The 26,098-nt window shown below is 44.7% G+C and carries 21 protein-coding genes and 1 tRNA gene; 1 reads left to right on the top strand and 21 read right to left on the bottom strand.

Annotation, left to right across the window (positions count from 1 at the left end; all coding sequences use genetic code 11):
* Positions 1-3: 3 nt before the first annotated feature.
* The 10 genes from gatB to LA20533_RS06155 form a co-directional block, all read right to left on the bottom strand.
* The gene (gatB, locus tag LA20533_RS06200; protein ID WP_054746360.1) at positions 4-1,434 is read right to left on the bottom strand and encodes an Asp-tRNA(Asn)/Glu-tRNA(Gln) amidotransferase subunit GatB; all 1,431 of its coding nucleotides are present in this window, start codon (positions 1,432-1,434) and stop codon (positions 4-6) included.
* A gap of 2 nt (positions 1,435-1,436) precedes the next feature.
* A complete protein-coding gene (gatA, locus tag LA20533_RS06195) occupies positions 1,437-2,876 on the bottom strand; it encodes an Asp-tRNA(Asn)/Glu-tRNA(Gln) amidotransferase subunit GatA (RefSeq protein ID WP_056946864.1) in 1,440 nt (479 codons plus the stop codon).
* The gene (gene gatC, locus LA20533_RS06190) at positions 2,876-3,181 is read right to left on the bottom strand and encodes an Asp-tRNA(Asn)/Glu-tRNA(Gln) amidotransferase subunit GatC (protein ID WP_054746358.1); all 306 of its coding nucleotides are present in this window, start codon (positions 3,179-3,181) and stop codon (positions 2,876-2,878) included. Before gatC ends, gatA begins: the two co-directional genes overlap by 1 nt.
* Positions 3,182-3,193: 12 nt before the next feature.
* Positions 3,194-4,333, bottom strand: a complete 1,140-nt coding sequence (locus LA20533_RS06185; protein WP_056946868.1) for a CamS family sex pheromone protein — start codon at positions 4,331-4,333, stop codon at positions 3,194-3,196.
* 13 nt (positions 4,334-4,346) lie between these two features.
* The gene (ligA, locus tag LA20533_RS06180) at positions 4,347-6,356 is read right to left on the bottom strand and encodes an NAD-dependent DNA ligase LigA (RefSeq protein ID WP_056946871.1); all 2,010 of its coding nucleotides are present in this window, start codon (positions 6,354-6,356) and stop codon (positions 4,347-4,349) included.
* A 21-nt stretch (positions 6,357-6,377) separates the two neighbouring features.
* The gene (gene pcrA / locus LA20533_RS06175; RefSeq protein ID WP_054746357.1) at positions 6,378-8,621 is read right to left on the bottom strand and encodes a DNA helicase PcrA; all 2,244 of its coding nucleotides are present in this window, start codon (positions 8,619-8,621) and stop codon (positions 6,378-6,380) included.
* A gap of 129 nt (positions 8,622-8,750) precedes the next feature.
* On the bottom strand, positions 8,751-10,085 hold the full coding sequence (locus tag LA20533_RS06170; protein WP_056946875.1) for a nucleobase:cation symporter-2 family protein: 1,335 nt from the start codon (positions 10,083-10,085) through the stop codon (positions 8,751-8,753).
* A 5-nt stretch (positions 10,086-10,090) separates the two neighbouring features.
* Positions 10,091-10,669 (bottom strand): xanthine phosphoribosyltransferase, encoded by a 579-nt coding sequence (locus tag LA20533_RS06165; protein ID WP_054746356.1) that lies wholly within the window; start codon positions 10,667-10,669, stop codon positions 10,091-10,093.
* A 78-nt stretch (positions 10,670-10,747) separates the two neighbouring features.
* On the bottom strand, positions 10,748-11,374 hold the full coding sequence (locus LA20533_RS06160) for a glycoside hydrolase family 73 protein (RefSeq protein WP_056946878.1): 627 nt from the start codon (positions 11,372-11,374) through the stop codon (positions 10,748-10,750).
* Positions 11,375-11,437: 63 nt separating this feature from the next.
* The gene (locus tag LA20533_RS06155) at positions 11,438-11,638 is read right to left on the bottom strand and encodes a cold-shock protein (RefSeq protein WP_054746355.1); all 201 of its coding nucleotides are present in this window, start codon (positions 11,636-11,638) and stop codon (positions 11,438-11,440) included.
* A gap of 231 nt (positions 11,639-11,869) precedes the next feature.
* Between LA20533_RS06155 and LA20533_RS06150 the strand changes: the two genes are divergently transcribed.
* The gene (locus LA20533_RS06150) at positions 11,870-12,481 is read left to right on the top strand and encodes a hypothetical protein (RefSeq protein WP_056946881.1); all 612 of its coding nucleotides are present in this window, start codon (positions 11,870-11,872) and stop codon (positions 12,479-12,481) included.
* Positions 12,482-12,484: 3 nt separating this feature from the next.
* Here the strand turns inward: LA20533_RS06150 and LA20533_RS06145 are convergent, their stop codons facing one another.
* The 11 genes from LA20533_RS06145 to LA20533_RS06095 all read right to left on the bottom strand — a co-directional run bounded on the left by LA20533_RS06145 (position 12,485) and on the right by LA20533_RS06095 (position 26,097).
* A complete protein-coding gene (locus LA20533_RS06145; RefSeq protein WP_056946884.1) occupies positions 12,485-13,099 on the bottom strand; it encodes an ECF transporter S component in 615 nt (204 codons plus the stop codon).
* 174 nt (positions 13,100-13,273) lie between these two features.
* A complete protein-coding gene (locus LA20533_RS06140; protein ID WP_056946888.1) occupies positions 13,274-15,484 on the bottom strand; it encodes a glycerophosphodiester phosphodiesterase in 2,211 nt (736 codons plus the stop codon).
* 110 nt (positions 15,485-15,594) lie between these two features.
* A tRNA-Leu gene (locus tag LA20533_RS06135) sits at positions 15,595-15,679 on the bottom strand.
* Between the two features lie 71 nt (positions 15,680-15,750).
* Positions 15,751-16,206: a SprT family protein gene (locus LA20533_RS06130; protein WP_054746348.1), complete on the bottom strand. Its 456-nt coding sequence runs from the start codon at positions 16,204-16,206 to the stop codon at positions 15,751-15,753.
* Between the two features lie 79 nt (positions 16,207-16,285).
* Positions 16,286-18,964, bottom strand: a complete 2,679-nt coding sequence (locus LA20533_RS06125) for a calcium-translocating P-type ATPase, PMCA-type (RefSeq protein ID WP_056946890.1) — start codon at positions 18,962-18,964, stop codon at positions 16,286-16,288.
* Between the two features lie 222 nt (positions 18,965-19,186).
* Entirely contained in the window at positions 19,187-20,005 is an 819-nt protein-coding gene (nadE, locus tag LA20533_RS06120; RefSeq protein ID WP_056946893.1) for an ammonia-dependent NAD(+) synthetase, read from the bottom strand.
* Between the two features lie 3 nt (positions 20,006-20,008).
* Complete coding sequence (locus tag LA20533_RS06115) at positions 20,009-21,469, bottom strand: nicotinate phosphoribosyltransferase (RefSeq protein ID WP_056946942.1); 1,461 nt, start codon at positions 21,467-21,469, stop codon at positions 20,009-20,011.
* Between the two features lie 82 nt (positions 21,470-21,551).
* Positions 21,552-22,256 carry a glycosyltransferase family 32 protein gene (locus LA20533_RS06110; RefSeq protein WP_056946895.1) on the bottom strand — a complete coding sequence of 235 codons (705 nt, stop codon included), beginning with the start codon at positions 22,254-22,256 and terminating at the stop codon, positions 21,552-21,554.
* Positions 22,256-24,247, bottom strand: coding sequence for a glycosyltransferase family 2 protein (locus tag LA20533_RS06105; RefSeq protein WP_056946898.1), 1,992 nt, complete (start codon positions 24,245-24,247; stop codon positions 22,256-22,258). Before LA20533_RS06105 ends, LA20533_RS06110 begins: the two co-directional genes overlap by 1 nt.
* Positions 24,248-24,274: 27 nt before the next feature.
* Positions 24,275-25,375, bottom strand: a complete 1,101-nt coding sequence (locus tag LA20533_RS06100) for a glycosyltransferase family 4 protein (RefSeq protein ID WP_056946900.1) — start codon at positions 25,373-25,375, stop codon at positions 24,275-24,277.
* Positions 25,372-26,097: a WecB/TagA/CpsF family glycosyltransferase gene (locus LA20533_RS06095; RefSeq protein WP_056946903.1), complete on the bottom strand. Its 726-nt coding sequence runs from the start codon at positions 26,095-26,097 to the stop codon at positions 25,372-25,374. Before LA20533_RS06095 ends, LA20533_RS06100 begins: the two co-directional genes overlap by 4 nt.
* Position 26,098 lies beyond the last annotated feature (1 nt).

The raw sequence follows: 26,098 nt of genomic DNA, 5'->3' as shown, positions 1-26,098 counted from the left end.
CGTTTATCTCTTCGCCAATTCCTCGAGTAAGAACTTATTGACCATCTTCGGATTTGCCTTACCACGCGATTGCTTCATGATTTGTCCAACCAAGAAGCCTAATGCGCGATCCTTACCGTTCTTGTAGTCTTCGATTGACTGTGCGTTGTTATCCAGAATTTCGTTAATCATTGGTAACAGAACATCCGGATTCGATTCTTGTACCATGCCCTTTTCAGTGACCCAGGCCTTTGGTTCCGAGCCATTGGTAATAATTTCTTGGAAAACCTTCTTCGCGATTTTGGAGGAAATTGTCCCATCGACGATTAGCTTAATCATTCCCGCCAGATTCTCGGGAGTTAGTTTAGTCTCCTCCAGATCTAGTTTGTGCTCGTTCAGATAACCGTTAACCTCGCCCATCAACCAGTTGGAGGCTAGCTTCGCATCAGCACCTAAGTTCACAGTTGCTTCAAAGAAATCTGCCATCTCCTTGGTCTGGGTCAGGATACCAGCATCATATTCTGGAATCTCGAATTCAGAGACATAGCGTGCGCGCCGCTTCTCAGGCATCTCTGGGATAGCTGCCGCAATTTCTTGCACCCATTCATCCTCAATGAAAAACGCTGGCAAATCCGGTTCTGGGAAATAACGGTAATCATCCTTGCCTTCTTTGACACGCATTAGATACGTCTGTCCCGTTGGTTCATCGTATCTTCTGGTCTCTGGCCGAACTGTCCCACCACTCAACAGAATTTTCTCCTGGCGTTTCTCCTCATAGGCTAGACCCAGGCGAACATGATTGAATGAGTTCAAATTCTTCAATTCCGACTTAACGCCGTACTGCTTTTGGCCGATTGGGCGAATTGAAATATTGGTATCAACCCGCATCGAACCCTCTTCCATCTTCACATCGGATGCGCCCGTGAATTGGATTGTCTGCTTCAGCTTTTCCAGGTAAGCATAAGCTTCTTCTGGACTCTTGATATCTGGCTTTGAAACAATCTCAATTAGAGGCGTGCCTTGACGGTTCAAATCGACATATGAGTAGCCGTCAGAGCCGTGGGTATTCTTCCCGGCATCCTCTTCGACATGGAGCTCCTCAATCCCGATTTTCTTCTTCTTACCATCAACCTCGATCTCCAAATAGCCATTTTTAGCTAGTGGAAACTCAAATTGGGTAATTTGGTAGGCCTTTGGGTTATCGGGATAGAAATAATTCTTACGGTCGAAGTGCGTGTAAGGTGCGACCTCGGCGTGGAGCGCTAACGCAACCATCACACCCAGGCGATATGCATTCTTGTTCACCGTTGGTAGCACACCAGGGAAACCAAAATCAATGACATTCGTGTTTGTATTCTGTTCGACACCGAACAGGTTTGCTGAAGGACTGAACATCTTGGTCTTGGTTTTAAGTTCTACATGGACTTCTAGTCCGATTGTTGTCTCAAAATTCATGATTAATCCTCCATTCCTGTTGGTTTATTTGCGTAAAATTTATTCTGTTGTTCGACGAAGCTTGCCACTTTGAAGATGCTTCCCTCATCGAAGCGGTTGGCCATCACCTGGAGTCCAACGGGCATCCCCTCAGATAGACCTGCCGGTACACTTGCTGCCGGAATCCCCGCTAAGTTTGCAGAAATGGTCAGAATATCGTTTGCGTACATCGTTAAGGGGTCAGAGACCTGTTGGCCGATGCCAAACGCCGTCGTTGGTGCTGTCGGTCCAACGATGACGTCGTGTTCTGCAAAAATTTTATCGAAATCTTGTTTGATCATCGTCCGTACCTGTGAAGCCTTCTTAAAGTAGGCATCGTAGTATCCCGCTGAGAGCGCAAAAGTTCCTAGCATAATTCTTCTCTTTACCTCATCACCAAAGCCTTCTGAACGGGTCTTAACGAAGACATCTTCTAGGCTCTTCACATCAGGTGCGCGGAAGCCGTAGCGAATACCGTCGAAACGCTGTAAATTACTTGATGCTTCACTGGAAGCGATGATGTAGTACGTCGGCAACACATATTTGGTGTGCGGCAAATTCACGGTATCGATAATTGCGCCATTTTGTGCCAGCATATCGATGGTTGATTGCACAACTGCCTTAACGTCAGCATTAATTCCTTCTGCCATATACTCGGCCGGTACAGCAACCCTCAATCCCTTAATATCTTGCCCCAAATATTGGGTATAATCTGGTACTTTCGTTTGGGATGTCGTAGCGTCTTTATCATCAGGCCCGGCAATCACGTTCAATACCTGAGCGGCATCCTTGACCCGCTTCGTCATCACACCGATTTGATCAAGACTCGAAGCAAAGGCGATTAGACCCCAGCGTGAAACTCGCCCATAGGTTGGCTTGATACCAAAAATACCCGTGTAAGACGCTGGTTGGCGAATAGAACCACCCGTATCAGAACCAAGGGCCGCCACAACCTCACCACCGGCAACAGCCGCTGCAGATCCACCAGAAGAGCCACCGGGAATCTTAGTTAAATCCCACGGATTCTTGCTAGTACCGAAATAACTGGTCTCGGTAGAGCCGCCCATGGCGAACTCGTCCAGGTTTGTCTTACCAATGATGGTCATCTGGGCTTCCTTCAGCTTTTGAACAACCGTTGATTCATATACTGGCACGAAGTTATCCAGAATATGGCTCGATGCAGTCGTGCGCAAGCCTTCTGTAATGATGTTATCTTTGATTGCAATTGGAATACCAGCAAGCACGTTGTTCAAGTCTAACTGCTCGGCTGGCACAGCATCTTCTGCCACAGTCACAAAAGCGTTCAGCGCCGTCTCCTTCTCCTCGATTGCCTTTAAGGTATCAGCGGTGAGCGTCTTCGCATCTAACTCCCCACTCTTTAACTTCTGGTTGAGTGAATCAATATTTTCGTTTAAAAAATTCATTAGTCCTCGTCCTCATCCTTATCAATAATCGTTGGCACCTTGATGAACCCGTCCTGGCTTTCAGGCACGTTTTGCAATAATACTGCACGTGATTCACCCTGAACAATGACGTCTTCTCTGAATACGTTGTGTTCTGCCACCACTTGCGTTGTGGGTGCAACTTCTGCCACATCGACTTCGCCTAACTGATTTGCCATTTCAATAATCTCATCCATTTGCGTAGTGAACTTTGCGAGCTCCTCTTCCGTAAATTCAAGCTTTGCAAGTGACGCCACGTGTTTGATGTCTTCCTTTGAAATCATCATTTACCTCTTTCATCATCTAAAAACATGTACATTATAAGCCGAGTTGGCCTTTTCTTTGGAAATAAGTGCCTGTGGATCGTTGACGGATTGAACAAGGATCTCGAGCGGTACGTTGTTCGGCAAAAACTTCTTGGCCGAAGACAAGACCAATTTAGCAAAACTGTTTATCTGGGCATAACCATAGAACTGGGTGTTAACAGTAATCTCAAACGAAGTCAACTGACCTGAACGGTAGTGCACCCGCCCAATTACACCACTAATATTTGGGAAATACCCTTGCACGGCGGCCTTGAAGTTTGAGAAAGACTCCGCATCATTGCTGTTAATCGGCTTGTCGTTGCCAATCGTCGGTAGAACCTGTGACTGCTCATCAACTGTTTTCCAATCTGTGATCGACTTCTTGTTATCAGGTGCCAAGCCAGTTGCCAAATAATTACCGCCAACCAGCGAATCACTAGCCGTTTTACTAAATATCCCGATCATGATCGGAATATTCTGAAATTTCTTCCGTGAGCGCAGCTGCTTGAGTAGTTTAGTCGCAATCTTCTTCCCCTGCTCAAGCTGTGTCGCCCTATTAATCGTTGTCTTATACTGTGGCCCATCCTTGACCTTCGTGAAATAATCCACAGAATTCATTGCAAGACCAATACTGATGCCACCAAGCTCATATGTACTCCCACTGCCAGTTAAGTAATCCTGTTCAATTACCTGCTCCAAGTAAATTGGATTTCTGGTGTCCGCGTCGGTTTTCTTATTATCAACAGGGTTGAGGCCGTTCTTATTAGATTTCTTGTCATAGCGGTTCAACCACGCACTAACCTGTGCACGTGTCAGCTCTTGGCCCTCTTGAAAAACAAATTTATTAGCGGAGAATTCGGCCAATGATAAGCTCATCAAGCCGCTTTCCAGGTTCTTTAGATCCACATCATTACTATTGTTCGTTGCGGTAATACCACTGATTGGGCTTATTTTATACTGACCATTTCGTAGAAGTACGCTATATTCACCGGCTGTCGATCCGGTCGTTTGGTAACTCTTTTTCTTCGTCGACGTGGTCGCGTTATTCGACAAGTCAGAGTTTTTCAAGTTACCACACCCTGCCAGAAAGATTACCACGCTAAGAGCAGTTATAATTTGCAAAAATCGTTTCAAAATCCGCCTCCGATTAGTTGAATTCAGCTAGCACCTCTGCCTCATTCATGAGAGGTATTGCTAATTTATTTGCCTTGTCTAATTTACTTCCTGCATCTGTACCATGTACCACTATATCGGTTTTTTTGGATACAGAGCCAGTGACCTTAGCACCGCGCTCCTCTAACATTTTCGTCAATTCCTGGCGGCTAAATTCCGTAAACTTTCCGGTAATGACTACCGTCTTGTCCTTAAAGAAGTTATCAGCAATTTGCGTTAATTTCGGACCACGATATTGTGTGTTGACACCGGCATTCTTTAGTTCAGCTAAAAGCGTGCTGGCAGTTGGCTGGGCAAAATAGAATGTTAAAGACTGTGCAATAGTCTCACCTATTGTATCAATAGATACTATTTCTTGCACCGTTGCCTCGCTTAACTTATCTAAATCTTGAAATTTCTGTGCCAGCAGAAGTGCTGCTTTAGCACCGACATGTTGGATTCCTAATCCAAAAATTAGCCGCTCAACAGAGTTGTCCTTGCTAGCACCGATAGCCTCTAGCAAATTATTCACAGACTTTTCTTTGAAGCCGTCTAGCTGCAGCAAATCGGACGCCGTTAATTTATAAAGATCCGCAACATCTTTAATCATGTTTTTCTGAAATAATTGGTGAACAATCTTCGGTCCAAGGCCGGCAATATTCATTGCATTTCTAGATGCAAAATGTGTTAATCCCTCTTGGATTTGGGCAGGACACATTGGGTTAATGCAGCGTAACGCCACCTCGTCTTCCAGATGTACCAGCGCTTGACCACAAGACGGACATTTTGTCGGCGCGAGATAGGGCACACTATCTGTTGCTCTTCTCGTTAGGATCACTTCGGAAACCTCGGGGATGATGTCCCCAGCCTTATGTAGTTTAACCGTATCCCCCAACCGAATGTCCTTCTGGGTAATGTAGGCGGGGTTATGGAGTGTGGCCCGAGCAACTGTGGTGCCGGCAAGAGATACTGGGTCCATCACAGCTGTTGGCGTTACAACGCCGGTACGGCCAACGGTCCATTCTATGTCACGCACTACTGTCTCGGCGACTTCCGGTGCGAATTTATATGCAATCTCCCAACGTGGCACCTTCACTGTGTTTCCCAACTGCTCCTGCAACTGTAAGCTGTTTACCTTAATGACCACCCCATCGATGCCGTAGGGCAGGCTATCGCGCTCTTGCTCGTAGTGGTCAATAAACTCAAATATCTGGTCCAGTGAACTGGCTTCAATCGATGTTTCGTTGATTGTAAATCCTAATCTGGCAAGCTCGTGCACTGCCTCTTGCTGCGTTTTAATCGCTGCTACCGGCGGCGTTACGTAGGTGTAGATGAACGTGCTCAACTCCCGTTCTCTCGTCACCTTCTCGTCCAACTGTCGGAGTGAACCCGCTGCTGCATTTCTAGGATTGGCAAAAACTTGCAGTCCAGCCTGCTCTCGTTTCTCGTTTAACTTGGCAAAGGCCGCCTTAGGCATTAAACACTCACCTCGGACCTCAATTGTCAACGGCTCAGGCAAGGTTTGAGGGATATCCGCAATTGTTCTGGCGTTAGCCGTCACGTCCTCACCTATCGAACCGTTACCACGAGTTGAAGCACGAAAGAGCTTTCCCAAACGGTATTCGAGTGCGAGCGAGAGGCCATCGATCTTTAGCTCTACGTGATAGTCTACCGGTTTACCAACCGCCTTTTGGACACGCTGATCAAACTCAATCAGTTCCTCCTTTGAGAAAATATCTCCCATCGAAAGCATGGGAATCTCATGTCGCACCTTGCTAAACTCATCCTCGACCGTCCCCCCAACGCGTTGTGTGATGGAATCAGGTGTGATTAGCTCTGGAAACTCGCTCTCTAAGTTAACCAACTGCTGGTAGGTAAGATCGTATTCCCGGTCGGAAACTGTTGGTGCATCCCGATCATAATACTGCTCCGCCCAGACATTCAATTGCGCACGAAGCGCAAGAATCTGTTCCTGAGCTTGTTCTTTCGTGAGTTTTTCAGCCATGCTAAACCCTCCTAACTTCACTTAGACTTTCTTGATTGGTGCAAATGCGGCCAGCAATCGTTTAATTCCCTCATTTTCGAAGGCAATATCCAATTCCTGATCATCACCGCTACCGCTGACTTTGACGACTGTTCCCTCGCCCCACGCCTTATGTGTCACCTTATCGCCCACATTCCAGGTTGATTTCTCAGCCCCAATAGCACCTGCACTATGCACAGCAACTTTCGGCTGGTAAACCGTGGCGGTTGCCCGGTCGTTTCTTCTAGCAAATGGAACATTCGTCGTATTCCCACTCCCGACAAAAACATTTGCGGCGGTTGGGTTCTCTTGTTCCAGATCCTCATCGGCAATCTCACCAATGAAACGAGATGGCATATTCACCTGTGTCCGCCCATAAAGCAATCTAGAAACTGCGTTGGTGAGGTAAAGTTGTTCACGCGCTCTAGTAATACCAACATAGGCCAAGCGGCGCTCCTCCTCAAGCTCACTCTCATCCATACTTGCACGACTCAGAGGAAAGAGCCCCTCCTCGAGTCCAACAAGAAAGACCACTGGAAATTCCAGCCCTTTTGCAGCATGGAGCGTCATCAAAGCAACTTGATTATTCTGATTCTCCAAGTCATCCTGGTCCGATAATAACGATACATCAGCCAAGAAATCACTTAGTTGATTACTCTCCTCAGAAGTTGGTTCATACTGGTCATCGAATTTCTTGGTGACCGACAAGAATTCATCGATATTCTCGATTCGTGTGTCCGCCTCTAATGTATGGGCCGCTTTCAGTGCCGCTACGTAACCGGTGTCCTCAAGAATCTTGTTCGTGGTGCTAGTCACCGAGTGGCTAGTGCTGTATTCTTTGGCATCGGTGAGAATTGTGGCCAAATCCATCATCGTCTGCGCCACACGGCCCTTGATCGGCGATAATACGAGATTTCGCATCCCTTCAAACAACGACCATTCATTTGCGTCGCTAAACGTTATTAGCTTCTCCATCGTGCCTGGACCAATACCCCGTTTAGGGACGTTGATAATCCTATTTAAACTCATCGAGTCGGCCGGGTTCGCAATCAATTTCAGGTACGCCAGTACGTCCTTGATTTCTTTTCGATCATAGAACTTGTGGCCACCCACAATTTTATAAGGGATATTCGCCTTTAACAGACCCTCTTCGACCGAACGCGATTGAGCATTAGTCCGGTAGAGCACGGCAAAATCCTTGTATTCTCGCTTGCCCGCCTCGATGGCCTCAACAATCTTACTGTCAACGAAGTGTGCCTCATCGCTCTCGCTTTGAGCCCGATAATAAGTGATCTTTGCTCCCTCACCCTGGTCCGTCCACAGATCCTTTGGCTTTCTGTTGACATTATTTTTGATGACCGAGTTAGCGGCATTTAAAATATGCGATGTGCTCCGGTAATTCTGCTCCAACATAATCGTCTGGGCATCTGGATAATCCTGCTCGAAGTTCAGGATATTCTCCATGTTCGCACCACGCCAACCATAGATACTTTGGTCAGCATCACCCACGACACAAAGATTGCGATATTGGGCAGCCAACATCTTCACAAGCTGATACTGAGCCTCATTAGTATCTTGGTACTCATCCACACTGATGTAGCGGAACTTATTCTGGTAGAAGTGGAGCGTTGGTGGATCTAACTTGAACAAGATAATGGTCTGCATTATTAAATCATCAAAGTCCATTGACTGGTCGCGTTGGAGCGCTGCCTGATATTCGTGATAGACCTCACCAACAACGCGTTCAAAAGGGGTAGCGACGAGTTTCTGATAGCCGTCTGGGTCAACCAAATCGTTCTTCGCGTTACTAATTTGGTGCAGAATATTTTTCGGGTCATAAATCTTAGGATCATAATTCAAGCGCTTCAGAATTTGCTTGACCAACGTTAACTGCTCCGCGGGATCAGCAATCGAGAATGAACTCGTATAATTAATTTTCTCTGCCTCACGACGGAGAATCCGCACACAAAGAGCATGGAAGGTTGAAATCCAGATGTCGTTTGCCTGCGCCCCAAGCTGCTGCTCAATTCTGTCGCGCATTTCCTTTGCAGCCTTATTCGTAAAGGTGATTGCCAAGATATTCCACGGCAACACACTCTTTTCTTCAACCAGGTAGGCAATTCTTCTAGTCAAAACACTGGTCTTACCACTACCAGCGCCAGCCATCACAAGGAGTGGTCCCTCCGTTGTCCTGACGGCCAGACTTTGTTGTTCATTCAGATTTTTGATTAATGCATCTGCACTCATTAAATTACCTTTTTTCCTTTTTGCAATTGTTTAACTAACTAAATAAGTATAGCAGAAAGCCATACTCGCTTGTAGTTCTGAGACGACAAAAAAAGACTAAGCTACAGTCAGCTTAATCCCAATTCCAAACTAATTATTCAGTTCCTTAGCCTCGAGCTCCGCAATTAACTTCTCGTCGTCAGGAGCCAGGCCCTGCTTGCCGTTCAAGACCAAATTCAAGATGATTGCTGCCACAATCGTGATCACAATTCCGTTACTTAAGAGCATTCTCAACGTTGTTGGGAAGATTGAGAAGAAGTTTGGGTAGAACGTTACGCCTAGTCCTAGTCCCGTCGAAATTGCCACAGTGAGCAGATTCTTATCGCTATTGAAGTCAACTGCCTTCAGCATCTTGATTCCCTGCATCGCGACCATACCAAACATCACGAGCATTGCACCGCCAAGCACTGGCGCAGGGATGATTGTCGCAAGAGCGCCCACCTTCGGCAATAGTCCAAGAAGCATCAAGAAGCCAGCTGCGTAGTAAATTGGCTTCTTTGTCTTGATCCCGGTCAGTTGAATCAAACCAACATTTTGCGAGAAGCTGGTGTACGGAAATGTATTGAAGACACCGCCGAGAATCACGGCAATTCCCTCAGCCATGTACCCTTTTCGCATATCGCTCTTCTTCAGTTTCCTACCCACAATATCACTCAGAGCAAAGTACACACCGGTTGATTCAACCAGAGTAGTCATCATGATTAGCACCATGGTCACAATCGAGGAGACTTCAAACTTGGGTGTGCCAAAGTAGAATATTTGTGGTAAGTGGAACCAGGTCGCATCAATCACAGGTTGCAATGAGACCTGCCCCATGAAGGCCATCGCAACCGTTCCGGCAACGAGCCCGACCAGAATGGCAATAGCTTTCAAAAAGCCCTTAGCAAACACGTTGATCAGTATAATGATGATGACTGTACCAAATCCGACCAGCAGGTTCTCTGGGCTGGCAAAACCCTTAGCAGTGGCATCGCCACCACCAATATTCTGAAACGCAATGGGAATCAGTGTTAAACCAATGACCATCAATAAAGTTCCAGTGACAATAGGTGCAAACAATCTCTTTAACTGTGCAAACAAACCTGAGATGAGCACAATCACAATCCCGGCAGCGATGATTGCGCCGTACATGTATTGAATACCAAACTCCTTACCAATCATCTTCAAAGGCTCCACGGCTTGAATCGCACACCCTAGTACAACTGGTAGGCCGACGCCGATAAATCGGTTGGTTTTCAATTGAATTAACGTTGCCAGTCCACACATAAAGATATCAATTGATACCAGGTAAGTCATTTGAGTTGCGCTAAAGCCAAGCGCACCACCAATCAGAAGTGGTACAAGTACTGCCCCCGAGTACATTGCAAGTAGATGTTGTAAACCTAATATTGCTGCTTTTGGTTCTGATACCTCAGATAATTTCATTTTTCCTACTCCTCCACAAAAATCACTTTACCGTCTGCAAATTTCTTAATTCTGGCCAATGACTCGACTTTGATTCCCTTCTGATCAAGGATTGCCCGGCCCTTCTGGAATGATTTTTCAATCACAACACCCACACCCGCTAGTGATGCATTTGCTTGACCGATGATATCTAAGAGACCCTCGATTGCCTGACCATTGGCCAAGAAATCATCGATGATTAGAACGCGATCAGCTTGATTGAGAAATTTGTGGGAGATACTAATTTTATTACTGACTTGCTTCGTAAAGGAGAAAACTTCAGAAGAGTAAACATCATCCTTTAAAGTTAACGATTTATGTTTTCTGGCAAAAACAACTGGCACGCCAAATTTTAAGCCGGTAAAGATTGCCGGTGCAATTCCCGATGATTCCACGGTCAGGATTTTAGTAATTGGCTTATCACCCGCAAATAATTGATAGAATTCGGTGCCAATTGCATCCATGAGCATTGGGTCAACCTGATGATTTAAGAAACTATCAACCTTTAACACATTCTCGCCAAGTACCTGACCATCTTTTTCAATTCTTTCTTCTAGAAGTTTCAATTTGACCCACCTTTTCCACTTTTTTTACAAACAACGATTGTAAGTATCATAACAAAAAAAACGCAAAATGTGAACAAACTAGTCATATTTTGTTAGATTATACTGTTTAATTAGTTCGATTAATTTCTGTGCATAAGTTGGATCAGTTGCATAACCGTCCTGTTCTAGGGCTTTAGCAGCACTAGCCGGAGAGTCAGCCGCCAGTACATGTTCATACTGATTATTGTTCCAGGTAGTGCCATTTACGAACAATAGTGAATGATCGGTAATCGACTCTTCAATGGACGAGTAGACCCGAAAGCGGTCCTTAATGGTAACCCAACTGCCGTTCAGATACTCCTTTGTCTCGAGTTCCTTTGTATTGCTCAAATCAGAGCCCTTCACGCCAAATAAATTATGGTACTTAGCGGCAAGCACACTCCGGCCAAAGTCACTCTCAAGTGCAGCCTGGGCGATCGTGACGCTGGCATAAATACCGTACTGTTTGTTAATCTTTTGCGCAATGGGCGCAACTTCATTGATGAAATCTAATTTTTGCTGCAGTATTTTTTGTTTAGCGAGTTCTGCTTGGCGAATGGCAACATCCTCATCATGGCGTTCCTTAAGGTAAAAGCCAAATGCAACAAGTACAATCAGGCTTAACGCAACCAGAAAAAGCTTGAGATATTTGACAAGTTTCTTTTGATTGGTGTATTTTCTAGCCACAAACTTAGCTCCTCTATTTAAAAAAAAGGCCAGCCCAAAGGCTGACCAAAACATAATTAAAAATTATTGTTTGTTAACGTTAACTGCTTGAGGTCCGCGATCGCTTTCTTCGATATCGAATGAAACTGCTTGACCTTCTTCAAGAGACTTGTAGCCGTCACCTTGGATAGCTGAGAAATGTACGAATACATCGCTGCCATCTTGACGAGTGATAAAGCCATAGCCTTTTTCTGCGTTAAACCATTTAACTGTGCCGTTTTCCATAGTAAAAACTTCCTCCTTAAGGAATCTTAAATATAATATGTGTAATTAATGCTTGGTACGTGTGGAAGAAGAAAGTCTTACTAGAAAAACCAATTTACAACCAGTTATTACCACTCACAAATACAATTAGAATATTAGCACATAAATTCGATAATAACAAGGAATAGGTGTAAAAATAAATGACTAGCTAATGCTCTATGGTATGATAATAGCTGAAAGTAGGGGATTGTTATGAGAAAAACTTTTTTTATTTTTTTATTAGTTGGCACCTTTTTGCTTGCAGGATGTAGTAATGCCGGAATTACCACGAAGACACAGCTGATTAAGGAGAGTCAAATATTCGAACAGAATAGCCACAGACAAGACACTGCACTATCGCGCCTCAGCAAGGAGCTTGAGGCGACCGTTGCGCTCTATGACCAACTGGTACCCGACTCAGACTTAGATGAGTTAAATGTCAGTCTAGAGGCCCGCGACGCTACAGTCGCCGAACTCACAAAACTTAACAAAGCTCAAGCAGAGCTAAGTGCTACTTTTAAAAATACAGTGAAGCAAGATAATAAAAACTTTCCAATAAGTCGTCTAAATCGGTTGACGCAGAGCCAGGATATTACCACTCTCGATCACGAAACCTTTATGAAATACTTGGACAAGGCGAAGGAAACTGAACAACGCGTCACTGATTTATACAAAAATGGTCAACCTGATAGGTCCGATTTGAAAGCTGCTGTGGAGTCCACAACCCAATACTATGGCGCGCTAACGCAGCAAATAGAAATTTGGCAGGTTAATGCGGTTCGGAGTAAAAACAACGCAGCAAGTCTGGTTAAGTCGCTTAAATAGCTACTACCTGTTTCTAAAATGCCCCAATACTCTCCGCAAGGGTGCAACAATGATTGGCGTCACAACTGCGCCAGCAAGCGCCTCAAGTACACCATTTAACCCAAGTGCGATTAAGAGGATAACGATTAACGGATTCCCCTGGTTAATGTTCCCGAGCTGCGTGGTCAGCTTATCAGGATTGCCCAGATAAAAAAGCGAGCTGAGCAGAATTACAAACAAGGTGTTGGTCAACGCGCCGACGACTCCACTAAGGCTTAAACCTAATTTTTGGTATTTGCCTTTTTTTAATGCCTGTGCAACCAAGCCGGATAAAACGCCCACGAGTGCTCGCGGTACAACAGCAATCACCGGATTTTGAAAAAGTAAGAGTGTGATCGGATCAGTCGCTCTCGTGTATGCCATGTAGAGTGAAATCAGCCCCCAGATAAGTCCCAGAATCGCTCCCTGGCATGGGCCCAGCAGGCTACCACCAATGGAGACCGTCAGTACGATAGTGGTAATTGCGGGTAAAGTGGGAACAATCACGATATAGCCAAGATTCGGCACGAATGCCTGTAAGAAAATAATTGCGGTAAAGATTGCGATTAAAGTTAGGTTGAATGTGTTCTGATTACGCATTTTTGTACCTTGCTACTTCTATATTAGTTGACATTAGTTGACTTAATTTAAACTATTTCACTAATTGATGTCAATCCTGCACTATCATCTTTAAGTTAAAACAAAAAATGGCGGAACTATCCGCCATTTATATTAGTCTAAATATCGTTATATTTATAGCTATTTAAAGCATTATTACTCTGCTTCTCGGCTGCTTATCCAATTATTAATACCAAGTTCGTACCACGTTAACCCACCAGCTCTTTTAGTTTCACCAACGATATATTGACTGCCAATATTAACCGATAGAGTACGTTGAGTTGGGCTCGTTGGATTATTCCAGAGCCATGCCTGGCCCGGTTTAACAACTTTTAAAGCTTTCCCGCCAGCAAAGTTAACAATCTGTGCGTTTTGACTACTAATCCATTCGTTACGGCCTAAGTTGTACCAGGTTATCCCATTTACTTGCTTTATCTCTACAATTTTCCAGAGTGTACCATATTGAACAGTATTTGTATGAATTGGCTTGACTCCTGGGTTACCAATGAGCCAGATATCAGTAGGATTCTTGATTGTAACAATCTTTTTCGCTACGGGTCTACTTATTTCTGGTTCAGTCTTCTCTGGCTCTGTTGTTTGAGCTGGCTTATTGGTTGGTTCAGCTGCCTCGGCATCGGTATCAACCCCTGAGTTTACCTGCTGTGCATACTGACCACTAATCCACTCATTCATGCCCAAGTTGTACCAGTACATACCATTTACATTCTTCGTACCCACAATCTTCCAGCTGCTACTGAACGATACAACTTGTTTCTTAGTTGTCAGAACTGTTGGATCACTCCATAAAACAACTCCGGTATCCTTAGTAGCACGTAAAACATTGTCACTCTCAACAACAGCATACTGGCCATTTATCCATTCATTGCGGCCCAAGTTGTACCATGTTGTATTACCCACTTTATGGGTTGTAACGATTTTCCAACGACTATTCAACGAAACGGATTTGACATGTGTAGCATTTGTAGTCGGATTACTCCAAAGCCAGATTTCAGATGGCACATGGACTTTTAAAATTTTACTGGTAATCTTCGTTTGTCTGTTGACAGGTTTCGTTATAATGGTTACTTCCGTTGGCGTAGAATTGATTTTTTCACCAAAAGAAGTTGGAACAACATATTGACTACTAATCCATTCATTACGACCCAAATCATACCAATATAGACCATCAACAAGCTTGTAGCTAACCACCTTAAAATTAGATCCACCGTTAACCGTTGATACATGAACGTTAGGATTTACTGGATCACTGAAGAGCCATGCCGTACCCCTAGTAGTAACCTTAACCACCTTGGGAACATTGGTAAGGGTAGGCGTTTGGGGACCGGTATACTTACCATTAACCCATGCGTTCGTCGCGAGTTGATACCAGATTACCCCGTCAACTAACTTCATTGCAGTTACTCGCCAATTTGTGTTTCCGGCAATTTTCTGTGTTCTAACTGTTGGGTTTTCAGGATTGTTCCAAAGCCAAATGTCCTCATGCGTATTCACGTGCACCACCTGTTGATTTACATTTTGTCTAGCGGCATTAACACTGATACTGCCCTCTAACGCCTGCTTTGCCTGAGCGGGGAAGTTAACAATTCCTCCCTGAATAGGTAGTGATGCTACGCTCGCAGACGATAGATCACTCCCGTTCGCCGATATATCCCAAGCCATTATTTTTTTACGAAAACTACTAATCAGTGATAAATTGTTGGCCGTTGCCATTGTATCGGGAATACCGAAGAACTCATCATGTGATTCACGTAAATAATCCGTTAGAGTCGGCTGAGATGCTGTCAACTGAAGCGTCAGGATATTAGGAGCAATTTGTTTAACTCTACTTAATGACAATGGCTGAAAACTCTCAACGATGACCCGCGATGCGAGACCATACTTATTAATTAAGTTGATTAGCATTCTCTCTTGGTTTTGAACTACAGTCTTCAATTCAAGTACATAACCTAAGGTGGGATTTGAATGGTAACGCTGAAAAATTTCTTCAACAGTATGGATTGTCTCATATGGAGATGCCTTGTATCTCAGTCGGCGCAACTGCGCAAGTGTACTATTTCTGATATTTAAATTCTGATTAAAAATTTCACATGTTGTTGGATTATGACTGATGACCATTACATTATCAGCCGTAAACTGAATATCAAATTCTAGCGCATCAACACCCTCAGAAACGGCGCGATCAAATCCAGCAAGTGTTTGCTGCGCCGCTTCCCCCATTGCTCCACGGTGACCGGCTACGACGAATAAATCTTGATTTACCGCAGCATCTACTGGTTCAGCCTGTATAACACCAATAGCAAGACTAAAAATAACAGCAGAAATCCCAGCAATTAGTTTGTTTTTCATTATCTATTCCTCCAAAAAAATAATTGAAAACAAAAAACTTCTCACAACGGATATGACACTATCTGTCATATTGTCATGGGAAGATTTACCCAAAGAATCAACTTTCTTTATGCGGGCGAGAAGACTCGAACTTCCACGATCGTAATTGATCACAAGATCCTTAATCTTGCGCGTCTGCCATTCCGCCACGCCCGCGTACTTGAAAAGTTTATCAGAGATAGATATTCTTTTCAAGCCTATTTTCACCAAAATCGAAAGAAAGTTAATTACATTTTCGTTGTTATTTTTAGTATACCACTGCACACACCACAACGATATCTCCTTGTATCTATTCTTTTTACTCTGTGGTATTGCTGCCCACAGTTAGTACAGATATAGTGAAATTTCTTCGCTTGCGGCCGCCGATTGCCGACGTCTAGCGCAAAGCGGCTCCCACCGACTTGTTGTAGTAAAACCTTGAAATCCCGGTCTTGGTGACGGTATCCACGGTGTAAGAGATGTAAATGGTAATGGGTCAGTTCGTGCTTTACAATGCCAATTAAATCTGTTCGCAGCTCGGCTGTCAGAAATGCAGGATTAAACTCAAGATGGTGGTCTGCCAAGTGATAGCGACCACCAGTGGTCTTGAAACGGTGATTGATCACGACTCGGTGGCGAAACGGCCGTTTAAAATATTCGAGTGAGATTTGCTCAACCAGTTGCTGTAATTCTTGCTGAGTCACTACTAATCATCCCCCACTAAAAAACGACCCGCAGGTCGTTTTGTTTTTTAATTAATTATTATACATCTTCTGGCCCAAATTAATTCTTACCCATCTTACGTTGCACAAATTTAACAACTTCAACAATGATTAGCATTGAAATACCCGCCGCAATGACAATCGCCCACTGAATTGGGTCAAGTGGCGTTACGTGGAATAAGCCATTGAAACCAGGAACCACAATGGTCACTGCTAATAAGACAAAGGATACCGCGATTGCCAAGTTGAACATCTTGTTTGCAAATGGGTGAATCTTGAATAACGATTGATGCACCGATTTCACGTTAAATGCGTGGAATAACTGGATCAGGCCTAAAGTTACATAAGCCATCGTTAATGCATCAGCATGCTGTAATGCAGGATCACTCACATGCGGGCCAACGTGTAAACCAATCAGATAAACTCCCAGCGTTAATGCACCCTCAATAATTCCTTGGTAGAAGATCGATGAGGCTACGCCGCCGGAGAAGAAATTAGACTTTCTTCCTCTTGGCTTGCGCTGCATTATGCCAGGTTCAATTGGCTCAACACCAAGAGCAATGGCAGGAAAGGTATCAGTTACCAGGTTAATCCAAAGTAATTGGACAGGAGCTAAAATATCCCAACCAAGAATGGTCATAAAGAATAGTGTTAATACCTCACCCAGGTTCGCCGACATCAGATATTGAATGGCTTTTTGAATATTTGCGAAGACCTTACGACCTTCCTTCACAGCAAGCACAATTGTGGCAAAGTTATCATCCGCAAGCACCATATCACTAGCACCCTTCGATACCTCGGTTCCGGTAATACCCATCCCAATACCAATATCTGATGTTTTAAGAGCTGGCGCATCGTTGACGCCATCACCTGTCATGGCAACAACCTTACCGCGCTTCTGCCATGCCTTAACGATTCTTACCTTATGTTCCGGTGAGACACGCGCATAGACTGAGAATTCACCTACGCGTTGGTCAAAAGTAGCATCATCCATCGCATCAAGCTGAGCACCGGTAATGACTGCGTCATCATCACCTGCCTCGATAATCCCTAGCCGCACGGCTATAGCCTCGGCAGTAATTTGGTGGTCACCAGTGATCATCATTGGCCGAATACCCGCTTGTTTAGCCTCTTTAACAGCCTGGGCAGCTTCTGGTCTTTGTGGATCAATCATCCCAACAAGTCCGGCAAACACAAGGTTATTTTCTAAGCTTTCACTGTCTGCAACCAGCACACGCTCATCGATCGTCTTGTAAGCCATTGCTAGTACACGTAATGCTTGCTTAGCCATGTCCTCATTAGTTTGCAGAATATTGTCCCGCTGCTCGTCCGTGATTGGTGAAAGCTCACCGTTGATTTCTACAGTAGTAATGCGTTTCAACAACTCGTCCGGCGCACCTTTGACGGCCACAAGATATCTACCGTCTGCCTGCTCGTGGACCGTCGACATCAGCTTTCTCTCCGAGTCGAATGGCACTTCTTGCACACGTGGCTGCTTCTTCAACAGATTGCGCACGTCGAAATCGTGGTCAAAACCATATTGAATGAGCGCGGTCTCTGTTGGGTCGCCTAACAGGTTCCCATCATTTTGAATCTTAGTGTCGTTAGCTAAACTCATTACTACCAGCGCTTTGTTATCTGAATCGATATCGGCATCAGCATCCCTGAGCACACCTTGGTAGTACATCTTCTCCACCGTCATCTGGTTCATCGTCAACGTACCGGTTTTGTCAGAAGCGATAATGTCGGTGCTACCTAAAGTTTCTACAGCTGGCAGTTTACGCACTAGTGCATTTTCCTTGGCCATCTTCTGTGTCCCAAGTGCCAAAATGATCGTAACAATGGCTGGTAACCCTTCCGGAATCGCAGCCACGGCCAATGAAATAGCAACCAAGAACATATTCATGATCAACTCGTTCATTGGTAAGCCTTGTGGGTTGTTTAATATTCCAATTCCAAAAATCAAAGCAGCAACAATCAGAATTAAGATTGTCAAAGTTTTACCAAGCGAATTTAAATTCATTTGGAGTGGCGTTGTGGTCTCGTCGGCCTGATTAATCATGTGGGCAATTTGACCAACCTCAGTCTGCATTCCCGTACCAGTGACGATACCTTCTGCACGGCCATAGGTTACATTACTATTCATGTAACCCATGTTAATCCGGTCCCCCAGAGGAACATCTTCGTCGTTCAAGGTCTCATTACTCTTCTCGACCGGGACGGATTCACCAGTCAGAGCTGACTCCTCAATCTTGAGCGAAGCCACGTCGATCAGACGCATATCTGCCGGTACAACGTCACCAGCCTCCAGGAGCACCAAATCACCCGGAACCAATTGGTCACTCGGGATGGACACGATTGCCCCGTCGCGGCGTACACGGGCGTCTGGTGTTGACATCTTCTTTAATGCATCAATCGCTTCCTCAGCCTTTGATTCTTGGAAAACACCGAGGATAGCATTGATAATCACAACCAACATAATGAGCGCTGAGTCGGCCCATTCCTGTGCTACTAACCCAGAAATCAGTGCAGCAGCCATCAATACGATGATCATGAAATCCTTAAATTGATCTAAAAACCTTTGGAGCATAGTCTTTTTCTTACCAGCTTCCAAGGCGTTTGGACCATACTTAGCTAGCCGCTCCTGTACTTCAGCGTTAGTTAAGCCACGATTTGTAGTGGCAAACTGCTCCATAATCTCGTTATTGGTTTGAGCATAAATCCGTTTTTTAACGTCCATTTGTTCCTCCGATATTAAAATTGATAACTTAAGAAAAAAGACTTACGCACGAAAATAATCCGCACATAAGTCTCACTAATTAAGATAAGCCCAGAATATCTCCGGTTGATGAACTTATCACATTATTCTGCAAGTTACTCCCTTATGGATAAAACTATTATAAAATAAATTAACTAAATTATGCAAGCTTAACCTTTTGACAATTTGCAATTAGCCAGATTTTTACCGCTCAAAAGGCGTCACAGGCAGATGCCGCTTGTGCTCTGACTTCAGATAAAGCTGTTCGATCTTTTCCGCCGCTAACCCGTTAATTCTCCTACCCTCAAGGTAGTCGTCAATCTGATCGTAGGTTACGCCTAATGCTTCCTCGTCAGGCAGCAGTGGCTTCTTCTCCTCTAGATCTGCTGTTGGTTTTTTTTCGTACAGATGACTAGGAGCCTTAAGATAACTCAGCAATGCCTTGCCCTGGCGCTTATTGAGCCCAGCCAGGGGAAGTAAATCAGCACCACCATCACCATATTTCGTAAAGAAGCCCGTCACATTTTCAGCGGCGTGATCGGTGCCAATAACAGCACCGTGCATCTGACCAGCAATCGCATATTGCGCCACCATCCGAGCCCGCGCTTTAATGTTTCCTTTATTGAAATCTGAAATTACAAGGGAATCTTGAGTGACAGCTTCCACCAGAGCATCGACGCTCGGTTTGATATTCACAACCATCGTCATGTCTGCCTGGATGAACTTGATTGCATCTAGTGCGTCTTGCTCGTCAGCTTGTTCGCCGTATGGTAACCGAACCGCCACAAATTGGTAATCCTTAGCACCAGTTTCTGTTCGCAGCTCGCTAATCGCCATCTGGGCTAATTTACCAGCTAAAGTCGAATCCTGACCCCCAGAAATTCCTAGGACATAAGTCTTCAAGCCTGGATTCTGCTGTAGATAATCCTTCAGAAAATCTACAGAACGACGCACTTCATGTTCCGGTTCAATCGTTGGCTTAGTTCTCTCTAACTCGATAATTTCTTTCTGCAATTCACGCATTTTCTACTCCCTTGAATACTTCTCACGAATTTCATGAATCAACGTCATCTTGTGATCATACAGCTTCTGGGACAAATCAACCGGATATTCCTGCGGATTCAAATCGCGTTTGTACTCGTCCCATAAACTATCCAATTGAATCCGGCTGTACTCACGGGTCTCCTCAAGCGTAGGTACCTGATACACTAATTCTCCCTGCTGGAATATGGTTTGTAAAATTGGCCGAGCAGTGTAGTTTTTGACGACCTTATTGATGTAGGTATATTGCGGATGAAACATAAATAGCGAATCATAACTGCGCGGATTCTCACTGGCAAGGCTTACCCAATCGCCCTCAGACTTGTTGTCCTTATCGTTATTTGTGATACGCCAAACCTGCTTCTTACCCGGTGTTGTCACCTTCTCGGCATTGCTAGAAAGTTTCAACGTATCCTCCATCTGGCCATGTTCATCTTCAATCGCTACCAGTTTATAAACAGCACCAAGCGCTGGTTGATCGAAAGCCGTAATCAGCTTGGTTCCTACACCCCACGCATTAATCTTCGCATCCTGCATCTTTAAATTGGTAATGGTTTGTTCGTCAAGATCGTTTGATGCAAAAATCTTGGTATTTTGATAACCAGCCTCGTCAAGTTGCTTACGAATCTTTTTCGAGATGTATGCCATGTCGCCAGAATCAATCCGAACGCCGACAAAATTGATTTTGTCACCCATCTCATTAGCAACCTTAATTGCTGTTGGCACGCCACTCTTCAACGTGTCATACGTATCAACCAGAAAGACGCAATCGCGATGAGTTTCTGCATACGCCTTGAATGCCTTGTACTCATCCCGATAGGCCTGGACCAGAGAATGTGCATGCGTACCGCTGACGGGAATACCAAATCTCTTGCCGGCGCGGACGTTACTCGTAGAGTCGAAACCCGCAATGTAGGCAGCCCTAGTTCCCCAAATTGCCGCCTCCGTCTCTTGAGCCCGTCGTGTACCGAACTCCATCACGATATCGTCACCCACAGCAGACTTAATTCGGGACGCCTTCGTTGCAATCAACGTCTGGAAGTTGATGATATTGAGTAATGCGGTCTCAACTAGCTGACATTCGGCTAATGGACCCTCAACTTGAAAGATTGGTTCGTTGTTGTACACAATCTCACCCTCAACTGCAGAGTTGACTGTACAACTAAAGTCAAAGTCTCTGAGGTAAGAGAGAAAGTCATCGTCGTAGCCCTGAGTATCCTTTAGGTACTGCAAGTCACTCTCAGCAAATTTCAAGCTGCTGAGGTATTCAATAGAGTGGTCCAGCCCGGCGAAAATCGCGTAGCCATTTTTGAATGGAATATTTCTGAAATAACATTCAAATACGGCATGCCTGTTATGGATGCCCTCTTTGAAGTAGGTATACATCATATTTAATTGATAAAGGTCAGTATGTAAAATTAACGAATCTTCAGTCTTCCGAATCATGGTTTGTCCTCGATTATCAAAGTTTTTTACATATTTAGTATAACTAATCTCACAAAAAAAGATAGTCCAAGTATCCGAACTATCAGCCACGACCAAAAATTCTGGCATACAATGAAGCCTGCCTCTTGGTCTTAATGTGTAATTTAAATTTAGTAACCAACTGACGTTTCAAGGACTTTTTACCTTCCATCCAGGTACCGGTAAAGACGTGAATTGTGCTAGACTCCGCGCTTGGGTTACACAAAATATTGTCCGGATAAACGTGAATGCCCGTTTCAAGTAACTGCTCCTGATTATTCGGGAGGCAATGGTATTTATCAATGAGAATATCGGAAACGCTGACTGTATTGACGCCAGCCATCTGTTGACTAGTATCAAACTCAAAGTCTAGCTCATTGAAATAATCGACCATATCCTTTACCAGCGGATGGTGCGGCTCCGCACCGAACGTGGCGGTAAATGGGTACTGAGCGTTCTCAAAGCCCACGAAAGCCCGATTTTCTCGCAGTTTATTCAAGTCGTCTAAGACTAAGACATCCGTATCCAAATAGATACCGCCATACTCGTACACGACACTAGCACGGATATAATCACTGACAAAAGCCCACTTCTTTGCTTCATAGGCCTGCCTAATATACTTATTCTGCTTCAGATCGAAGTTATCCTCATTCCACTCGATTATCTCGTAATCAGACAGTTGTTTGCGCCAGGTTGCCATGCATTGCTGGATGGCGGCAGGTTTCTCATTCCCCCCAACCCAAACGTAATGTATCTTCTTTGGAATCATTATTTAATCACCTCAACTTTGACATAATCGCGGACACAGAAAAATTCTAATAATTGCGTAATCTTGGTAGCAGAACTTGCGCTAGCCACGGTGATAGTCGTTGTGCCAGCTGCAAGTAATTCCATCAGTTGATGATAGAAATCTGGCAACGAACCACTAGCTAGCTGCCGGTTAAATAGTCTAATTTCTCCACCCCTAAAGATTCGTAGATCCTCAGGTACCACCAGTTCAGCCTGCTTTTGATTATTCCTATTCCTGAAGAAATCAAGTATGGTCCGGAGGTATGGGTGGTTGATTTCCGGTACACGTAATTTAATTACCTGCTCCACAATCTCGGCCGGCTCTGTCTGACCGCTAAAGCTAATGACTGGAATTAAGCTATCTAGCTTAAATTTATTGAATGCCCGAAACACTAGTGATTGTAGCTTAAACGCCGGTATCCTGTGCCGCGCAAGAACATGTGTCAAAGTGCGGAGCTCCCCACTAAGCACATTGACCGAGCCATCCGTGGAATTCAGATAATTACCCTCGTGGATCCGATACTTGAACCCAATGATATTTAAGTTAACCATATTCAAAGGGACGTTCTGCTCAAAATCGTACCAGGCAACCATATTGTTCGCCAAGTAATTTGAGGCAACTTGCTGCCTGAAAATATTGGTCCGCCAAAAGGCAAAGTCGCTGTACGGATTACGCCCAAATTGGAGCCCCGTTTTGACAATAGTAGACTTGCCACCAACAAATGGCTTAACACGATTGACCTTGATTCGCGCCAGGTGATTGTCAACTACCTCAAAGTCGGGGAAGACTCCCGCAACGCCAATGTGCTGCAGCGCCTCTACCCCGCCGGTGAGCACCCGTTCATTATAAAGTAGATCATCAGAATGAAGTATGTATGTCACAGCACCAGTAACTAGTTCAAGGCCATTCATGAGCGCATCAAGTTGATCCGCATTTGCTTGATATACGTAGGTAAGCGCCATTTGAGGGTGATTGGCCTGATACCTTTCAACGACGGATCGGGTGGCATCGGTCGAGCCATCGTCAATCACGATTACTTCGAAATCGGAATAGTCCTGCATCAACAATGAATCAAGTGATGCTTCAATCGTGTTCGCACTGTTATATGTGGGCATGAGTACAGAGACCCGCGGAATACCGCTGACATCATCGCCGACACGCACACCTTCAAAAAGAAAGAGGTGCCAAGAAATAAATGCGGCAGCCACGACGTTTAACGGGTTCAGAATTCCTGCATATTGGAGCGAGAGTTGCACAATAATTAGATTTGCTGTCAAGGTCCCAGCAATGAGCCAGTAGTTACCGTTAGTCTTGATTTTGAGCTGTTTTGTCCAATAAACCCCGGCAAATAACACGACCAAATAGTATAAGATTATCACGTAATCATTCAACTCGGGCTGAAGCAACTTCAATCCGGTCACGTCAAGCCTCAGACCAACAAAAGCAATAATCAAGATTACGGTCGTTTGAACATTGATTTGCCCCGTGGCTCTTCGCCTGTAGAAGCTGGCGCCTATTGCAATCAAGCCATCACAAACAAACAAGACACTCGCCACAGGATTCCCCACTAACAGTACATTAACAAGGGTTAAAATAAAAATTAATACCTGTCGAGCATTGAACTGTTGCTGCAGCAAATAAATACTCGTGATTCCAGATGCCAAAACTAACGGGGTCAGAAAATCCGCAGCCGCTGCAGCACTAGTGAGGTCAAGATAGACTAGCGTAGTGAACGATGTAATTACTAGCCAGTTGACCACTTTGATTAACTTGAGCCTAAAGTCGCTCCCAATTGACTTTAAAAACAATAGCACACCAATTATGGCCGCTAAGCTGGTATAGAAAATAGCTAAATTGCTGTTGGCCCCAGCGTTTTTTGCAATCAGCCCTAAAGCAATTGGTTGTAGCGCAAAGAAGATGACAATTGGTACCTGCTTAAAGTAACTAAAGTTTTGTGTCTGTCTACCCATTTAAAAAATTCCCTTTCAAAACCCAACTTAGTTGTTAAGTAGTACGCGGTAAATACTCTCAATCGAGTTTAGTTGCTGCACCATCGAAAAATTGGCGCTCAGGTATGATTTCTCAATTTGCGCCATCTCATTAAGGGTGCTTGGTTGTTCTTGGTGGATTGAATAAGCCTTTAAAATTGCGTTTTTGATGGAACCGCCATCGCCAATCGAGGCTACGAAGCCGTGTTGTTCATCTGGTATCATCTTTTCGATGTCACCAACGTTCGTTGACAGAATAGGTACCTCAGCGTTTGCGGCCTCGAGGAGCACAAGGGGAAAACTCTCCGAGTAAGAAGTTAACACCGCCAGATCCATCGTTTGGTATAAATCATTGATTGCTGATTGTGGTAGAAAACCATGAAAAACGACGTTCTCGTTCATTCCGTGAGCCTTCACATACTCTTTTAGTTCCTGCAACGCACTGCCATCGCCCACAAAGTGCAACTTGAGGTCTGCTAACTTCAACTCAGAAAGCGCCTGGAGTAGGAGCATTTGTCCCTTGATCGGCTCCATTCTTGCAACATTGATTATGTTAAATCCCGCGTGCTGTAGCTGCTTTTTCTCATCTTGATCGAAAAAAATACCGTTATAAATCACGCTAATATGTGCAGGATCGACTTGAACCTGCTGGACCAAGAGATTCTTGAAGTTTTTGGTGACGGCTAATAATCTATCCGCCTTCCTAAGACTGCGGAGGTTCAGTTTAGTAAAAACTCGCCCGACAAACCCCCGGCCGCCGAAATCCTTCGTTGGATCACTGTGCACCGTGATGACCCACTTAGCAGGTATTTGACCGCTAATCATGGACATGAACAGATTGGCACGAGCACCATGTGTGTGAACGATGTCAAAATTACCCTTATTGATGTATCGCTTCAGTTTCTGCAGTAGTCTAAGATCATACCGACTATCAATTCCCAATACGTCTACTTTAGCACCAACCTTACGTGCCTCTGCCGCGACCGGTCCATCAGCAAATGTTAGCAAGGTAAAATCCTGCTGTTCAAGTCTTGCGACCTTCAATAAGTTGACTATGTGAAAAAGACCGCCGCCCTGTTCGAGGCCTGCGTTTATATGTAATATTCTCATTCTCCGTCACCGCGTTTCTTAACCTCAAGCACGAATTTGGGCAAAACCAGCATACGCTTGAACCGCGACGGATTTTTGATTAAGCGATAAAACCATTCCAAATGGAGGTCCTGCATCAGTTTTGGTGCTCGCTTAGCGGCGCCAGCAAGGACATCGAAGCTTCCACCCACACCCATCATCATGGCCGGAACACCATTAATTCGCATGAGATCAATCAATTGCTCCTGACGGGGGAACCCCAATGCAACAAACACCATTTCAGGTTCTGTAGCCGCTATCTCATTTGCAATTTCGTTCAAATCTTCTTTGAAATAACCATCTCTTGCACCGACGAGTTCAATGCTTGGGTAATCAAGTGTCAACTTCTCCCGCACGCACGTAATGACTTCCGGTTGTGCACCAATTAGGTAGACCCGACTTCCTCTCTTCTCCGCCACGTTTAGGAACCACATAAACAGGTCAAATCCAGCCACACGTTCCTTTAGGGGTGTGTGCAACATCTTGCCAGCTTTCACGATCCCTATCCCATCGGCAGTCACATAATCAGCCCTCTTAATGGTTGCCATAAAATCCGGATCATCCTGCGCCACCATCACAATTTCTGGATTTGCCGTCACGATGAACGTGGATTGCCGATTATTCAGTCGCTCGATAAAGGTATTTTGAAATTCACTCATTGATTTATTATCAAAATCCACGCCAAGTACTGTAACTTTATTCATA

The sequence above is a fragment of the Amylolactobacillus amylophilus DSM 20533 = JCM 1125 genome (assembly GCF_001936335.1).
Lineage (GTDB): Bacteria > Bacillota > Bacilli > Lactobacillales > Lactobacillaceae > Amylolactobacillus > Amylolactobacillus amylophilus.
Note: the sequence above shows the minus strand (reverse complement) of the source record. Positions and strands in the feature narration are given on the sequence as shown.

Coding starts and splice junctions, on each gene's coding strand:
- LA20533_RS06150 (WP_056946881.1), top strand. CDS start 11,870: ATGAGAAAAACTTTTTTTATTTTTTTATTAGTTGGCACCTTTTTGCTT.
- LA20533_RS06115 (WP_056946942.1), bottom strand. CDS start 21,469: ATGATTCGGAAGACTGAAGATTCGTTAATTTTACATACTGACCTTTAT.
- nadE (WP_056946893.1), bottom strand. CDS start 20,005: ATGCGTGAATTGCAGAAAGAAATTATCGAGTTAGAGAGAACTAAGCCA.
- LA20533_RS06100 (WP_056946900.1), bottom strand. CDS start 25,375: ATGAGAATATTACATATAAACGCAGGCCTCGAACAGGGCGGCGGTCTT.
- gatC (WP_054746358.1), bottom strand. CDS start 3,181: ATGATGATTTCAAAGGAAGACATCAAACACGTGGCGTCACTTGCAAAG.
- LA20533_RS06170 (WP_056946875.1), bottom strand. CDS start 10,085: ATGAAATTATCTGAGGTATCAGAACCAAAAGCAGCAATATTAGGTTTA.
- LA20533_RS06140 (WP_056946888.1), bottom strand. CDS start 15,484: ATGAAAAACAAACTAATTGCTGGGATTTCTGCTGTTATTTTTAGTCTT.
- LA20533_RS06110 (WP_056946895.1), bottom strand. CDS start 22,256: ATGATTCCAAAGAAGATACATTACGTTTGGGTTGGGGGGAATGAGAAA.
- ligA (WP_056946871.1), bottom strand. CDS start 6,356: ATGGCTGAAAAACTCACGAAAGAACAAGCTCAGGAACAGATTCTTGCG.
- LA20533_RS06145 (WP_056946884.1), bottom strand. CDS start 13,099: ATGCGTAATCAGAACACATTCAACCTAACTTTAATCGCAATCTTTACC.
- gatA (WP_056946864.1), bottom strand. CDS start 2,876: ATGAATTTTTTAAACGAAAATATTGATTCACTCAACCAGAAGTTAAAG.
- pcrA (WP_054746357.1), bottom strand. CDS start 8,621: ATGAGTGCAGATGCATTAATCAAAAATCTGAATGAACAACAAAGTCTG.
- LA20533_RS06155 (WP_054746355.1), bottom strand. CDS start 11,638: ATGGAAAACGGCACAGTTAAATGGTTTAACGCAGAAAAAGGCTATGGC.
- LA20533_RS06105 (WP_056946898.1), bottom strand. CDS start 24,247: ATGGGTAGACAGACACAAAACTTTAGTTACTTTAAGCAGGTACCAATT.
- LA20533_RS06095 (WP_056946903.1), bottom strand. CDS start 26,097: ATGAATAAAGTTACAGTACTTGGCGTGGATTTTGATAATAAATCAATG.
- gatB (WP_054746360.1), bottom strand. CDS start 1,434: ATGAATTTTGAGACAACAATCGGACTAGAAGTCCATGTAGAACTTAAA.
- LA20533_RS06125 (WP_056946890.1), bottom strand. CDS start 18,964: ATGGACGTTAAAAAACGGATTTATGCTCAAACCAATAACGAGATTATG.